The sequence below is a fragment of the Streptosporangium sp. NPDC006013 genome (genome assembly GCF_040614275.1).
Taxonomy (GTDB): Bacteria; Actinomycetota; Actinomycetes; order Streptosporangiales; family Streptosporangiaceae; genus Streptosporangium.
In genome coordinates this window covers 17,231-31,731 of record NZ_JBEXUE010000060.1, presented here as the reverse complement: position 1 = coordinate 31,731, position 14,501 = coordinate 17,231, and the positions used below count along the sequence as shown (strand labels likewise).

Below are 14,501 nucleotides of genomic sequence, written 5' to 3'. Positions count from 1 at the left end.
GGAGAAGTCCCACACCCGGCGCAGGTCGGCGGGGACGTCGAAGCCCTGCTCGTCCCGGCCGAAGGGTTCTTCGGCCGGGACGAGCAGGCGGCCGACCTTGGTGGACAGGATGTAGGAGTCACGGGGCCGGTCCGCCAGGGCGGCGCCGAGCCGCCGCTCCGACAGGCCGAGCCCGTAGTGCGGCGCGGTGTCGAACAGCCGGATGCCCGCCTCGTAGGCCGCGTCCACCGCCGCCCGCGCCACGTCCTCGCCGACCGTCGAGAACAGGTTCCCGATCGGGGCCGCACCGAAGCCATACCTGCTGACCTGCACCTCTTGCTCCGTTCTGTACGGCTTCACGTTTCTCGTACGGGAGTAATGCTTTACGGCTCTCGTGCAGTTTGAGGTATCCGCCCGGGTCCGCGCATCCCTACAGACCTCGCAGGTCCGCACCGGCTCCGCGCCCGTACGGGCTGAACGTCCGCGTGTCCCGCCCGGAGGAGCGGGACCGCGGCGCGTCAGTCCTGGGCCTTGCCGCCGGCCAGGCGGCTGATCATCAGGGCGACCAGGATGATCGAACCGTAGACGAGCTGTTTCCACTCGCCGGGGACGCCCTTCAGGGTCAGGATGTTCTCGACGAGGCCGATCACCAGGACACCGGTGAGCGCGCCGAGGATCGTCCCCTTGCCGCCGTCCATGCTGACGCCGCCGATGACGGCGGCGGCGAAGGCCATGAAGATCCAGCCGACGCCCTGGTTGGCGCTGATGCCGCCCAGGCGACCGGTCTCCAGCACGCCGGCCAGCGCGGCGACGATCCCGCCGATGACGAAGACGACCCAGACGACCCGCTCGACCCTGACGCCCGCCGCGCGGGCGGCGTCGGCGTTGCCGCCGATGGCGTAGAGCGAGCGGCCGACCCGGAAGTAGCCGAGCGTGACGATGGCCGCGGTGAAGAGCGCGCCGACGATCCAGATGGCCGCCGGCAGGCCGAGCCAGGTGGCGCTGCCCAGGTAGAGGAACGACTCGGGCAGCTCGAACAGGCTCTTGCCCTGGGTGAGACCCAGCTGGAGACCGTGCACGACGATCATCATGGCCAGCGTGACGATGAAGGCCGACAGCTGGAAGCGCAGGATCAGAAAGCCGTTGAAGGCGCCGACCAGGCCGCCGATCAGCAGGCAGAGCGGGATCGCCAGGATGCCGGGCAGCTCAAGGCCGAAGCCGCCGGCCGCCACCGGGATGACCAGCATCACGCCGACGGCGGGCGCCATGCCGACCGTGGACTCCAGCGAGAGGTCGAACTTGCCGGAGATCAGGATCAGCGCCTCGGCGAGCACCACCAGCGCCAGGGCGGACTGCTGCTGGAGCACGTTGGTCAGGTTGCCCGGGGTGAGGAAGATCGGGTCCACCAGGGAACCGGCGATCAGCAGAACGACGATCACCGGGACCAGGGTGAGGTCGCGGAAACGCCCGAGCCGGATGCGGCGCCCCCGAGGGGCGGCCGGCGCGGGAGGGAGGGTCTTCGTCGTGGTCATCAGTGGTCGATACCTTCCATCGCCGCCACCAGCTCGTTGTCCGTCCAGCCGCGCGGCACGTCCTTGACGATCCTGCCGTGGAACATGACGAGGACCCGGTCGCAGATCCTCAGGTCGTCGAGTTCGTCGGAGACCAGTACGGCCCCCGCGCCCCGGTCGGCCGCGTCCTCCACCGCGCCGAGCAGGGAGTGCTTGGCCTTGACGTCCACCCCGGCGGTCGGGTTGATGACCACGAGCGCGCGGGGGTCGTCGGCGAGCGCCCTGGCCAGCACCACCTTCTGGGCGTTGCCGCCGGACAGGTCGGCCACCGGCTGGTCGGGCCCCGTCGTCTTGATGTCCAGCTGTTCGATCATCCGGGCGCCACGCTCGCGGCGGCGGGCCGGGAACACCGCGCCGAAGCGGCCGAGCTTGTGGGCGATCGGGATGGTCGCGTTCTCGGCGATCGACAGCAGCGGGACGAAGCCCTGGTGGTGCCTGTCCTGGGGGACGAAGCCGAGCCCGGCGCGGAGCGCCGACGGCACGTCGCCCTGCCTGACCTCCGTGCCGTTGACCGTCACCGTCCCGGTGTCCGCCCGGTGCAGGCCGACCAGGGTCTCGGCGAGACCGACCTTGCCGCTGCTGCCCGAGCCGGCCAGACCGACGATCTCGCCCGCGCGAACGGCCAGGTCCACGTTCTGGTAGCGGCCCGCGAGACTGAGCGCCCGCGCCGAGAGCACCACGGGGACCGAGGTGCCGGGTGTGCGGGTGCGGTACTCGTAGGCGGCGGTGGCCTCGCCGGTCATCGCGTCGACGAGCCGGTCGTGGGGCAGGTCGCCGACCGCGGCGGTGACGATGTGCCGGGCGTCGCGGAAGACCGAGACGCTCTGGCAGATCTCGTACACCTCCTCAAGATGGTGGGAGATGAACATCATCGTGACGCCCTGCTCCCGCAGGGCGCGCATCCGGTCGAAGAGCCGCTGGATGGCGGGGCCGTCGAGCTGGGCGGTGGGCTCGTCCAGGATGATGAACCGGGCGCCGAACGACAGCGCCCTGGCGATCTCCAGCAGCTGGCGCTGCTCGACGCCGAGATCCCCGGCCATGGTCTCGGCGTCGACGTCCACGCCGTACTGCTCCAGGAGCTGCCGGGCCCGCCTTCGCAGGGTCCGCCAGTTGATCCTGCCCCGCTCGGTCTGGCGGTTCAGGAAGAGGTTCTCCGCGACGGAGAGCGTGGGGATGATCGTCGACTTCTGGTAGACGCACGCGACACGCTGCCGCCAGGCGTCCCGGTCGGCCGGCGGCGGCGCGGGCCGCCCGGCGAAGCGGACCTCACCCTCGTCCGGACGCTGCAGGCCGGTCAGGATCGACACCAGCGTGGACTTGCCCGCGCCGTTCCTGCCGACGAGCGCGTGCGTCTCCCCCTCGGCGATGGCGATCCCGGCGCCGTCGAGGGCTGTGGTGGGGCCGAAGCGCTTGGTGATCCCAACCGCCTCGACCGCCGTGACGGAAGATGTCATCACTTGACCTGGTTACCCCAGAGAGCCTTGTCGTCCACGTTCTCCTTGGTGACCAGCGGGGCGGGGAGCTGGTCCTCAAGACCGTTCGGCAGCTGGATGATCGTGCTGTCGTGGTCGGTGGGGCCGGGCTGGAAGGTCTTGCCCTCGGCCGCGGCCTTGGCGTAGAACATCGCGTACTTGGCGTAGAGGTCGGCCGGCTGGGAGACCGTGGCGTCGATCTCGCCCTTGCGGATGGCCTCGAACTCCTGCGGGATGCCGTCGTTGGAGATCACGAAGACGTGCTTGGGGTCCTCCGGCGGCACGATCAGGTTCTTGGCCTTGAGCACCTGGATGGTGGGGGCCAGGTGGACGCCTCCGGCGTGCATGTAGACGCCCTTGATATCCGGGTGCTGCTCAAGGCGGGTCTGCAGCATCGAGGCGGCCTTGGTGCCCTCCCACTCGGTCGGCTCGTCGAAGACCGTGATCTGAGGGAACTTCTCCTTCATGCAGGCGCCGAACGCCTCGGCCCGGTCGCGGCCGTTGATCGACGAGAGCGCGCCCATGAGCTGGACGACCTTGCCCTTGCCGCCGAGCTTCTCGCCGAGGAACTCGCAGGCCTTCGTGCCGTACGCCTTGTTGTCGGCCCGTACCACCATGTAGACCTTGCCCTTGTCCGGGCGGGTGTCCACGGTGACGACGGGGATGTTCTTGCCCTCCAGGGTCTGCAGCGTGGAGGCGATCGCGCCGGTGTCCTGCGGGGCCATGACGATCACCTTGGCGCCCTGTCCCGACAGGGCCTGGGTGTTGGCCACCAGCTTGGCCACGTCGTTCTGCGAGTTGGTCGGCGGCATCAGGTCGACGCCCAGCTCGGTCGCCATCTGCGGGACGTACTTGTTGAACGAGTTCCAGAAGTCGGAGTCCGCGCGGGGGAAGTCGATCCCGACCTTGCCGCCCTTGGCACCGGCCTCACCGGCCGGCTGGGCCGCGCCGGTACCGGTGGCCTCCGGCGATCCGCACGCGGAGAGGGTGAAGGCGAGCGCGAGCAGTGCCGCGCCTGTCGCCGCGGGTCCGATTTTCATACCTTTGCCTCGATTCAAAGCCATGTGGGGGGTGAGTTTTCTATGGAGCGCTGTCTCATCCGGGTCAGGCCGACCTCGGGATCAGGGTTTGGGCCGGAGCCTGAGCCCGTGCATTCCGCCGTCCACGGCCAGGACCGTACCGGTGGTGGACGCCGCGAGCGGGCTCGCGAGGTAGGCGATCGCCGCGGCGACCTCGGGGGCGCTCACCAGGCGGCCCATCGGCTGGCGGCCTTCCAGTGCCGCCAGCTCGGCCGCCGGATCCCGCGCCGCGTCGAGCAGGCGCCGCACCCAGGGAGTGTCGGCGGTGCCCGGGTTGACGCAGTTGACGCGGATCCCCTCGTGGACGTGGTCGGCGGCCATCGCCAGGGTCAGTGACTGGACGGCCCCCTTGGACGCGCTGTAGAGCGCCCGCTGGGGCAGTCCCGCCGTCGCCGCGATCGAGCAGGTGTTGACGATCGCGGCGTGCGCCGAGCGGCGCAGGTGCGGCAGGGCCGCCCGGGTGACCCGGACGATGCCCAGCACGTTGACGTCCAGAACCTTCGACCACTCCTCGTAGGAGTTGTCCTCGATCGTCCCTGCGGCGCCGATCCCGGCGTTGTTGATGAGGACGTCCAGGCCGCCGAGTTGCTCGACGGCCCCGGAGACGCCCGCGCGGACCGCCTCCTCGTCGGTGACATCCGCCTTGACCTCGACGAACGGACCACCGGAGGCGTTGATGTCCAGACAGGCCACCCGCGCGCCCCGCTCGGCCAGCAGGGTGGCGGCGGCCAGGCCGATGCCGGAACCGCCACCGGTGACCAGGGCGCGCAGGCCGTCGAACTCACCCATTGAGGGACCTCCATACCGGGCCGTCGGGGTAGGTGTGGTCGATGATCGACGCGGCGTGCATGGCCGCGCCGAAACCGGGCAGGCTCGGCGCGACGTAGGCACCGTTCTCGATCACCACGGGGTCGACGAAGTGCTCGTGCAGGTGGTCGACATACTCGATCACCCGGTTCTCCATCGAGCCGCTGACCGCGACGTAGTCGAACATCGACAGGTGCTGCACCAGCTCGCACAGGCCGACCCCGCCCGCGTGCGGGCAGACCGGGACGCCGAACTTGGCGGCGAGCAGCAGGATCGCGATGTTCTCGTTCACCCCCGCGACACGGGCCGCGTCGATCTGCAGGTAGGAGATCGCGTCGGCCTGCAGGAGCTGCTTGAAGACCATGCGGTTCTGGACGTGCTCACCGGTGGCGACCGGGATGGGCGCGATGCCCCTGGCGATGGCGGCGTGGCCGAGCACGTCGTCGGGGCTGGTCGGCTCCTCCACCCAGTGCGGGCGGAACTCCGCGAGGGCGTTCACCCAGGCGATGGCGGAGTCGACGTCCCAGCGCTGGTTGGCGTCGATCGCGATGGGGAAGTCGTCGCCGCAGGTGTCGCGGGCGATGCGCATCCGCCGCCGGTCGTCCTCCAGGTCGGCGCCGACCTTCAGCTTGATCTGGGTGAAGCCCTCGTCCATCGCCTCCTTGCACAGGCGGCGCAGCTTGTCGTCACCGTAGCCGAGCCATCCCGGGGAGGTCGTGTAGGCCGGGTAGCCGTGCTCGCGCAGGTGGGCGATGCGCTCGCGCCTGCCGGGCTCGGCGGCGCGCAGGATCTCCAGCGCCTCCCGCGGGGTGAGCGCGTCGGTGAGGTAGCGGAAGTCGACCAGCCCGACGAGCTCCTCGGGCGACATCTCGGCCAGCAGCAGCCAGAGCGGCCTGCCCGCCCGCTTGGCCTTCAGGTCCCAGAGCGCGTTGACCACGGCGGAGATCGCCATGTGCATGACGCCCTTCTCCGGGCCGAGCCAGCGCAGCTGGGAGTCGTGGACCATCTCCTTCCAGAGCGCGCCCATGTCCTCGACGTCCCTGCCGAGCACGTACGGCTCCAGCGCCCTGATCGCCGAGGTCTGCACCTCGTTGCCGCGTCCGATGGTGAAGGCGAAGCCGTGGCCCTCGAACCCGTCGTCGGTCCTCAGCACCAGGTAGGCGGCCGAGTAGTCGGGGTCGGGGTTCATCGCGTCGGAGCCGTCGAGCTCCAGCGAGGTGGGGAAGCGGATGTCATGGGTCTCCATCGAGGTGATGTGGTACGCGCCCACCCCCTCGCTCATGCCTGTCCCACCGTCTGCCGCTGGGCGCCGAGGCCGTCGATCTCCAGTTCCATGACCTGCCCCGCTCGCAGGTACGGGGTGCCGGGCAGGCCGAGCGCGACGCCGGCGGGGGTGCCGGTGTTGATGAGGTCACCGGGTTCGAGGACCATGAACCGGCTGAGGTAGCGGACGATCTCCGCCACGGTGAAGATCATGTTCTTGGTGTCGCCTCTCTGGCGCCGCACACCGTCCACCGACAGGCGCAGGCCCAGGGCCTGCGGGTCGGGGATCTCGTCGGAGGTGACCAGCCAGGGGCCGAGCGGGTTGAAGGTCTCGCAGGACTTGCCCTTGTCCCACTGGCCGCCTCGCTCCAGCTGGAACTCGCGCTCGGAGACGTCGTTGGAGATGGTGTAGCCCGCGATCTTGGACAGCGCCTCCTCGTCCGTCTCGACGTAGCGGGCCGTCTCGCCGATGACGACCGCCAGCTCGACCTCCCAGTCGGTCTTCACGCTGTCCCTGGGGATGAGCACCTCGTCGTCGGGACCGACGATCGTGTTGGCGGCCTTCATGAAGACGATCGGTTCCGCCGGGGGCGGGGTGTTCGTCTCCTCCGCGTGGTCACGGTAGTTGAGCCCGATGCACACGATCTTGCCCGGCCTGGCGATCGGGGCGCCGATCCGCAGTCCCTCGGCGTCCAGCACGGGCAGTTCGTCCCGCTCCAGCGCCTCCCGGACGCGAGCCACTCCCCCGGAGGCGAGGAAAGCCCCGTCGATCTCGGCTTCGGAGATTTCGCGGAGGTTACCGGCCCCGTCCAGGACGGCCGGCCGCTCATGGCCGACGGGTCCTACTCGCAGCAGCTTCACACCGCACCCTTCGTTGATACATCGGATGTCTTGCTCCGTGATGCTGAACGACGCCGAACCTCGATGTCAACCCCTCACCCCCGATACATCCGATCCGTTATCGAGGAGAAATCCCATCTGGCAGGGGTTATACCGGATCATGGCCCAATTTCAGCCTCCAGTCATCGGATTTCCCTCGGCGGGCAGGAGCAAAGATCGCCTACGGCGCGGCTTTCGGTGGCGAGGGCGCGAGCGATCGACTCGTAGCAAACATCGGAGGATGAGGCTTGTTACGGCGGGGTTTCGGTGCTATCTCCTAGAAACAGTCCGCCCTATGATCGGAGGAATTCGTTGCCTCGCCCCCCACGACGACGCCTCGCCGTAGTTCTCCTCGCCACTCTCACCCTCACTACCGGGCTATACGGACCCGGTCCGGCGAATGCGGAGCTGTCAGCGAACATGACGCAAGCAGATACACCCGATGACTTGACACTCTGGTACGACAAGCCCGCCACCGACTGGGAGACCCAGGCGTTGCCGATCGGCAACGGCGCGCTGGGCGCCATGGTGTTCGGCGGCGTCGGCGGCGAGCAGATCCAGTTCAACGAGAAGTCCCTGTGGACCGGCGGTCCCGGTTCCAACGGCTACGACTTCGGCAACTGGACCTCCCCCAGGCCGAACGCGATCGCCGAGGTCAGGGCAGAGATCGACCGCGACGGCAAGATCTCCCCCACGGCGGTGGCGGCCAAGCTCGGCCAGCCCAAGAGGGGGTTCGGCGCCTACCAGACCTTCGGCGACCTCTGGCTGGACATGTCCGAGACCCCCGGGGCCACCACCGGCTACCGCCGGGAGCTGAGCCTGCGCGACGCGGTCGCCAGGGTCGGCTACACCGCGGACGGCGTGGCCTACTCCCGCGAGTATTTCGCCAGCCACCCCGGCAACGTCATCGTCGGCCGGATCTCCGCCGACGAGAAGGGCAAGGTCTCCTTCACGCTGCGCACCTCCTCCCCCCGCTCCGACAAGCAGGTCTCGGTCTCGAAGGGACGCCTGACGGTCCGGGGTGCGCTCGCCGACAACGGCATGAGGTTCGAGTCCCAGGTCCAGGTGATCACCCAGGGCGGCACCCGCACCGACGGCACCGACCGGATCACCGTCGCGGGCGCCGACAGCGCGGTGTTCGTGCTGTCCGCGGGCACCGACTACGCCGACACCTACCCCACCTACCGGGGCGCCGACCCGCACGCCAAGGTCACCTCGGCGGTCGACAAGGCCGCCGGGAAGTCGTACGAAAAGCTCAGGTCCGACCACCTGGCCGACTACCGGAAGCTGTTCGACCGGGTCAGGCTCGACCTCGGTCAGCGGGCCCCGGCCGTCCCGACCGACAGGCTCCGCGCGGCGTACACCGGCGGTGCCTCGACCGACGACCGGGCGCTGGAGGCGATGTTCTTCGCCTACGGCCGCTACCTGCTGATCGCCTCCTCCAGGAAGGGGTCGCTCCCGGCCAACCTGCAGGGCGTGTGGAACAACTCGACCAACCCTCCCTGGTCGGCCGACTACCACGTCAACATCAACCTGCAGATGAACTACTGGCTCGCCGAGCAGACCAACCTCGCCGAGACGACCGAACCGTACGACCGCTACATCCAGTCGATGGTCGCCCCCGGCGCGAAGACCGCGCGGGAGATGTTCGGGGCGCGCGGCTGGGTGGTGCACAACGAGACCAACCCGTTCGGCTTCACCGGCGTGCACAACTGGGCCACCGCGTTCTGGTTCCCGGACGCGGCGGCGTGGTTGACCCAGCAGATGTACGACCACTACCGCTTCAGCGGCGACACCAAATACCTGCGCAAGACCGCGTACCCGGTGATGAAGGGCGCGGCCGAGTTCTGGCTGGACACCCTCTACACCGACCCGCGTGACGGCTCTCTCGTGGTCTCCCCCAGTTACTCCCCCGAGCAGGGCGACTTCACGGCGGGCGCCTCGATGTCCCAGCAGATCGTCTTCGACCTGCTGACCAACACCCTGGAGGCGGCGAAGGAACTGAAGACCGACAAGGCCTTCCAGGCCGAGGTGACGGCCGCGCTGGCCAAGCTCGACCCGGGCATCCGGATCGGTTCCTGGGGACAGCTCCAGGAGTGGAAGGAGGACCTGGACGACCGGGGCAACACCCACCGGCACGTCTCCCACCTGTTCGCGCTGCACCCCGGACGGCAGATAACGGCCGGGACCCCCGAATCCGAGGCGGCCAAGGTCTCACTCACCGCGCGGGGCGACGGCGGCACCGGCTGGAGCAAGGCATGGAAGATCAACTTCTGGGCGCGCCTGCTGGACGGCGACCACGCGCACAAGATGCTCGGCGAGCAGCTCAAGGGCTCCACGCTGGACAACCTGTGGGACACCCACCCGCCGTTCCAGATCGACGGCAACTTCGGCGCCACCTCCGGCATGGCCGAGATGCTGCTGCAGAGCCAGCACGACACCGTCCACGTGCTGCCCGCGCTGCCGTCGACCTGGCCCACCGGCTCGGTGACCGGTCTGCGGGCCCGCGGTGACGTGACCGTGGACGCCTCCTGGAAGGACGGCAACGCCGACAGGGTCACCGTGCACGCCGGCAGGTCCGGTCCCCTCAAGGTCCAGGCCGCCATGATCGGTGGCCGCTACCGCGTCGAGGACGAGCGTGGCAGGACGATCGACCCGCGCCGCGACGGTGACGTCATCACCATCGACGCCAAGGCGGGCAGGTCCTACACGATCGTCAACGAGGTGGTCGTCAAGATCACCGCTCCCGAGGCAGCGGGCAGCGGTGAGTCGATCCCGGTCGAGGTCACCGTCACCGCGACCGGGGGTCGCACCGTGCCCGCGGGCGCGGCGACCCTCGTCCTGCCGCAGGGCTGGACGGCCACGCCCGTCTCGATGCAGGTGCCGGAGGTCCCGGTCGGGCAGTCCAGGACCGCCTCGTTCACCGTGGCCGTCGGCCCGGCGAACGGGACCAGGTCCGCGCGGATCACGGCGGAACTCGCGGGCGACGGCTGGGCGGCCGGTGGTGCGACCTCCGTCCGCCTCAGCCCGTGCGTCTCTCCCCCGGCGGGCAGGGCCGTCGTCGCCTGGGACCCGACGTCGGGCACGACCGTCACCGACTCCTCCGGCAGCGGCAGGCACGGCACCGTCGTCGGTACCGCGACCTACGACACCGCGGCCCCGAGCGGCAGCGGGCTGGTCCTGAACGGCTCGACCTACATCACCACGGAGAACACACTGATCGGCTACCTGCCCGAGGCGACGTTCGCGGCCGAGGTCAAGATCGAGGGGACCGGCTACCGGCGGCTCTTCGACTCCCAGCCGAGCGGCAACCCGGGCACCGACGGGATCATCGTCGACCTGACCCCCTCCAACACCCTGCGCTTCATCGGCGCCGGGCTGAACGTGGGGCTGAGCGGGACGATCCCGACCGGCCGCTACATCGACCTCGTCGTCACCATGGACCGGACCGGCGCGATCAACACGTACGTGGACGGCACCCGGGTCGGCGGCGGCACGGCCACCACCGACGGCATCACCGGCTGCACCTCTCGGCCGCTGCGCTTCGGCGCCGACCAGGGCGGCGGCCAGCGCCTGAGCGGGGCGGTCGACCGCATGGCCGTCCTGCCGAGGGCACTGACCGCCGCCGAGATCGGCACCTGGCGCGATATCGCGTTCTGACCCGTACCCGATCCACTCGCCGCGGGGCTCCCGCACGGGATCCGTCGCCGGTTCCCGTGCGGAGTCGTCCCCGATCCCCTTGAGGCCCGGGAAGCACTCGCTTCCCGGGCCTCACGAGGTAGGGTTCCGGGCGACCGTGCTCCCGCGGCTCCCGACTTGACGGGACACCCGCCACGTAATAGAACACGTTTCAGAAAGTAGCCCTACCAAGCGCTAGATCAACCACTTGGCAGGACGGCGTGCCCCCTGGGAGAGAGAGGGAGAACAGTCCCGTCCGTGACGGACGTCCCGCGAGGAACGTTCCGCGCGAACGGGGGAGCACGTCGCCGACCGCACTCGCAGGCCGCACCGACAACGAGCCGCGTCACGGGAACGCCGACCCGGTTCACGCAGGAGGACCGTTGGACATCGATCTGGTCGACCAGGACTTCTACTGGCGGAACGGCGCGCCGCACGATCAGCTTGCCTGGTTACGGGCGAACGCGCCGGTCTACGCGCACCCGGGTGACGCCGAACAGGACTGGCCGGGTTTCTGGGCGGTCACCCGGCACACCGACGTGGTGCACGTCTCCCGCCGCTCCGACCTGTTCTCCTCGAGCAGGAAGCTCGCGCTCTTCGACGAGATGCCCGAGGACCAGCGCGCCCTCCAGCGGATGATGATGCTCAACCAGGACCCGCCGGAGCACACCCGGCGGCGCTCCCTGGTCAACCGGGGGTTCACCCCCCGCATGATGGGCGCCCTTGAGCAGCACATCCGCGACATCTGCCACGAGCTGGTGGACGAGGCCAAGGCACGCGGCTCGGTCGACTTCGTCAGGGACATCTCCGCCCCGCTGCCGCTGTACGTGATCTGCGAGCTGCTCGGCGCCCCCGTCGAGGACCGGGACAAGATCTTCAACTGGTCCAACCGGATGATCGGGGCCAACGACCCGGACTACGCGACCGACCCCGCCGAGGGCACGGACGCGGCCATGGAGGTCTACGCCTACGCCAACACCCTGGCCGCCGAGCGCCGGGAACGGCCCCGCGAGGACATAGTCACCAAGCTGATCATGCCCGACGCCGCCGGGGAGACCCTCACCGAGGAGGAGTTCGACCTGTTCGTGCTGCTGCTCGTGGTCGCGGGCAACGAGACCACCCGCAACGCGGCCTCGGGCGGCATGCTCGCCTTCTTCGAACACCCCGAGCAGTGGCGGCGCCTGGTCGCCGACCGCACCCTCGCCCGCACCGCGGCCGACGAGATCGTCCGCTGGGTCTCCCCGGTGAACCTCTTCCGCCGTACGGCCACCGTCGACACGACGATCGGCGGCCAGGAGGTCAAGGCCGACGACAAGATCGTGGTCTTCTACAGCTCCGCCAACCGGGACGAGGAGGTGTTCGCCGACCCCGGCACCTTCGACATCGGCCGTGACCCCAACCCGCACATCGGCTTCGGCGGTGGCGGTGCCCACTTCTGCCTCGGCAACCACCTCGCCAAGCTGGAGCTGCGGGTGCTCTTCGAGGTGCTGGCCGAGCGGCTGCCGAACCTGGAGCAGGCCGGCCCCGCCCGCCGGCTCCGCTCCAACTTCATCAACGGCATCAAGGACCTGCCGGTCTCCATAACCTGACGGGCAACGACTCCGCCCGGTCTATGTAGGCGACCGACAGGCCGTACAGGGCAGCAGCGACCCGTGAACCGGCGATGCCCGGTAGACCGTACGAAAGGAGGAACCTCCGTGGCGAAAGGCGGGTCCCGGCTTCAGAGCCTTGAACCGCCCGGAGCGGGCCCTCGATAGTCGGGAGCCATGAACGAACTGCTAGCCGAGACCACGGCGCGCCTGGGTGTGACGGGTGCCCAGCTCGCGATGGTCGTGGACGGCGAACTGACCGAAGCCGTGACCGGTGTCGCCAACGCCGAGCTGGGCACGCCCGTGACCCCGGACACGCTCTTCCAGATCGGCTCCACCACCAAACTCCACACCGCGGCCCTGGTCCTCGGCCTGGCCGATGCCGGGCTGGTCGGCCTCGACCGGCCGGTCCTCGACCACCTTCCGGAACTCCGTATCCCCGGCGGGGAGGCGATCACCCCGAGACACCTGCTGTCGATGACCAGCGGCCTGGACAACGGCCCCTACGCCGACACCGGTCGCGGCGACGACTGCGTGGCACGATACGCCGAGCTGCTCGCGGAGATCCCGCTCGCCTTCGCCCCGGGCACCGGGTTCGGCTACTCCAACGCCTCAACCACTGTCTCCGGCCTGCTGGTCGAACGGATCACCGGCCTGACCTGGGACGACGTGCTCCAGCAGCGGCTGGCCGGCCCGGCGGGGCTCGCCCACACCGTCAGCCTCCCCGAGGAGCTTCCCTATCACCGGCTCGCGGTCGGACACGACGTCGGGGGCGGGGTCGTCAGGCCGTGGGGGTTCTCTCGCGGCCTCGGCCCGGGCGGGAGCACACTCTGCTCCACCGCCGCCGACCTGGCCAGGTTCGGTCAGGTCATGCTGGAGTACGGCGCCGCCGCCGACGGCACCCGAGTGCTGTCCCGCGAGGCGGTCGAGACGATGCAGACTCCGCACGTGGAGGTGGAGGCTCGCTGGTTCGCCGAGCAGTGGTGCGCCGGGCCGTACCGGAAAGTCTGGGACGGCGTCGCCGTGTACGGCCACGGCGGCACCAACCTCGGTGGTTCCTCGACCCTGGTGTGGATCCCGGAGCGGAACGCGACCATGGCCGTCACCGTCAATACGCCATCCCAGGGCTATCCCTTCGCCGACGTGGTCTTCGCCGCGGTCTGCGCGGAGATGCTGGGTCTGACCGTGCCCGTACGGTCCGCTCCCGAGCCCGGCCTGTCCGTGGACGCCGCGCTCTACACCGGTGTCTACGAGACCCACGACACGCGCTACGAGGTGCGGGAACGGGCCGACGGCATCGCCGTCACCGCCCTGTCGGGCGGGGAGAGCCTGACCTGCGACCTGTTTCCGCTCGGCGGCCACCGGTTCTGGCCGGCCGACGACCGGCTCGGTGGAATGCACCGCTGGGACGTCGCCTTCGTCCTCGGGGCGGATGGTCGTGCCGTGCGGTTCCTCAACGGGGCCTTCGCCGCCCGCCGGAGCGCCGACTCCGCCGGTTTCAGCGGCTGACCAGGCCCGCGTCGTAGGCCAGGAGTGCCGCCTGGGTGCGGTTGGCGCAGTGCAGCTTGGCGAGCAGACGGGACACGTAGCCCTTCACGGTCGTCTCGCTGAGGAACAGTCGGCCACCGATCTGCGCGTTGGACAGCCCCTCCCCCAGACAGGTCAGCACCTCCCGCTCGCGTTCGGTCAGCCCGCCGACCAGGCCGCGCGCCTGGCCGCGGACGGGATCGGCAGCGGCGAAAGCGCTGACCAAGCGTCGGGTCAGCGCGGGCGAGACGATCGCGTGCCCCTCGGCCCCGACCCGGACGATGTCGATCAGGTCCTCCGGGTCGGTGTCCTTGAGCAGGAAGCCCACCGCCCCGGCCCGCAGTGCCCGTACGGCGTACTCGTCCAGGTCGAAGGTGGTCAGCATGATCACTTTGGGTGCCCGGGGCAGGCCGCAGATCCGCTCGGTGGCGGCCAGCCCGTCCAAGCCGGGCATCCGGATGTCCATCAGCACCACGTCGGGTGCCAGCCGTACCACCGCCTCGGCCGCCTCGGCACCGTCGTAGGCCTCACCGACCACCTCGATGTCGTCGGCCCGGGACAGGATCGCGCTCAGGTGCGCGCAGACCATCCGCTCGTCGTCCACCAGCAGCACCCGGATCACCGGACCGCCACCCGACCGGCTCCCCCCACCTGGGA

The 14,501-nt window shown here is 69.8% G+C and carries 11 protein-coding genes; 3 read left to right on the top strand and 8 right to left on the bottom strand.

The genetic code is table 11. The features are described from left to right. The 7 genes from ABZ260_RS12450 to ABZ260_RS12420 form a co-directional block, all read right to left on the bottom strand. Positions 1-312: aldo/keto reductase (locus tag ABZ260_RS12450; protein WP_355616095.1), on the bottom strand; the 312-nt coding region annotated here is incomplete at its 3' end. 185 nt (positions 313-497) lie between these two features. Further along, the gene (locus ABZ260_RS12445) at positions 498-1,511 is read right to left on the bottom strand and encodes an ABC transporter permease (protein ID WP_355567844.1); all 1,014 of its coding nucleotides are present in this window, start codon (positions 1,509-1,511) and stop codon (positions 498-500) included. Continuing rightward, positions 1,511-3,004 carry a sugar ABC transporter ATP-binding protein gene (locus ABZ260_RS12440; protein ID WP_355616093.1) on the bottom strand — a complete coding sequence of 498 codons (1,494 nt, stop codon included), beginning with the start codon at positions 3,002-3,004 and terminating at the stop codon, positions 1,511-1,513. Before ABZ260_RS12440 ends, ABZ260_RS12445 begins: the two co-directional genes overlap by 1 nt. Continuing rightward, positions 3,004-4,062, bottom strand: coding sequence for a sugar ABC transporter substrate-binding protein (locus ABZ260_RS12435; RefSeq protein WP_355616091.1), 1,059 nt, complete (start codon positions 4,060-4,062; stop codon positions 3,004-3,006). Before ABZ260_RS12435 ends, ABZ260_RS12440 begins: the two co-directional genes overlap by 1 nt. An 81-nt stretch (positions 4,063-4,143) precedes the next feature. After that, a complete protein-coding gene (locus tag ABZ260_RS12430) occupies positions 4,144-4,890 on the bottom strand; it encodes an SDR family oxidoreductase (protein ID WP_355567836.1) in 747 nt (248 codons plus the stop codon). Next, entirely contained in the window at positions 4,883-6,190 is a 1,308-nt protein-coding gene (locus tag ABZ260_RS12425) for an L-fuconate dehydratase (protein WP_355616089.1), read from the bottom strand. Before ABZ260_RS12425 ends, ABZ260_RS12430 begins: the two co-directional genes overlap by 8 nt. Next, a complete protein-coding gene (locus ABZ260_RS12420; protein WP_355616086.1) occupies positions 6,187-7,032 on the bottom strand; it encodes a fumarylacetoacetate hydrolase family protein in 846 nt (281 codons plus the stop codon). Before ABZ260_RS12420 ends, ABZ260_RS12425 begins: the two co-directional genes overlap by 4 nt. Positions 7,033-7,497: 465 nt before the next feature. Here ABZ260_RS12420 and ABZ260_RS12415 point away from each other — a divergent pair, with 465 nt between their 5' ends. From ABZ260_RS12415 to ABZ260_RS12405, 3 genes are all read left to right on the top strand, one after another. Beyond that, on the top strand, positions 7,498-10,710 hold the full coding sequence (locus ABZ260_RS12415) for a glycoside hydrolase N-terminal domain-containing protein (protein WP_355616084.1): 3,213 nt from the start codon (positions 7,498-7,500) through the stop codon (positions 10,708-10,710). Between the two features lie 401 nt (positions 10,711-11,111). Beyond that, complete coding sequence (locus ABZ260_RS12410) at positions 11,112-12,317, top strand: cytochrome P450 (protein WP_355616082.1); 1,206 nt, start codon at positions 11,112-11,114, stop codon at positions 12,315-12,317. A gap of 177 nt (positions 12,318-12,494) precedes the next feature. Further along, complete coding sequence (locus ABZ260_RS12405; protein ID WP_355616080.1) at positions 12,495-13,826, top strand: serine hydrolase domain-containing protein; 1,332 nt, start codon at positions 12,495-12,497, stop codon at positions 13,824-13,826. Here ABZ260_RS12405 and ABZ260_RS12400 read toward each other — a convergent pair. Continuing rightward, the gene (locus ABZ260_RS12400) at positions 13,816-14,466 is read right to left on the bottom strand and encodes a response regulator transcription factor (protein WP_350914387.1); all 651 of its coding nucleotides are present in this window, start codon (positions 14,464-14,466) and stop codon (positions 13,816-13,818) included. The genes ABZ260_RS12405 and ABZ260_RS12400 overlap by 11 nt on opposite strands. Positions 14,467-14,501: the final 35 nt, after the last annotated feature.

Bases quoted from the DNA above. Each gene is read 5' to 3' on its own strand.
- ABZ260_RS12430 (WP_355567836.1), bottom strand. From the start codon at position 4,890: ATGGGTGAGTTCGACGGCCTGCGCGCCCTGGTCACCGGTGGCGGTTCC.
- ABZ260_RS12445 (WP_355567844.1), bottom strand. From the start codon at position 1,511: ATGACCACGACGAAGACCCTCCCTCCCGCGCCGGCCGCCCCTCGGGGG.
- ABZ260_RS12435 (WP_355616091.1), bottom strand. From the start codon at position 4,062: ATGAAAATCGGACCCGCGGCGACAGGCGCGGCACTGCTCGCGCTCGCC.
- ABZ260_RS12425 (WP_355616089.1), bottom strand. From the start codon at position 6,190: ATGAGCGAGGGGGTGGGCGCGTACCACATCACCTCGATGGAGACCCAT.
- ABZ260_RS12440 (WP_355616093.1), bottom strand. From the start codon at position 3,004: ATGACATCTTCCGTCACGGCGGTCGAGGCGGTTGGGATCACCAAGCGC.
- ABZ260_RS12405 (WP_355616080.1), top strand. From the start codon at position 12,495: ATGAACGAACTGCTAGCCGAGACCACGGCGCGCCTGGGTGTGACGGGT.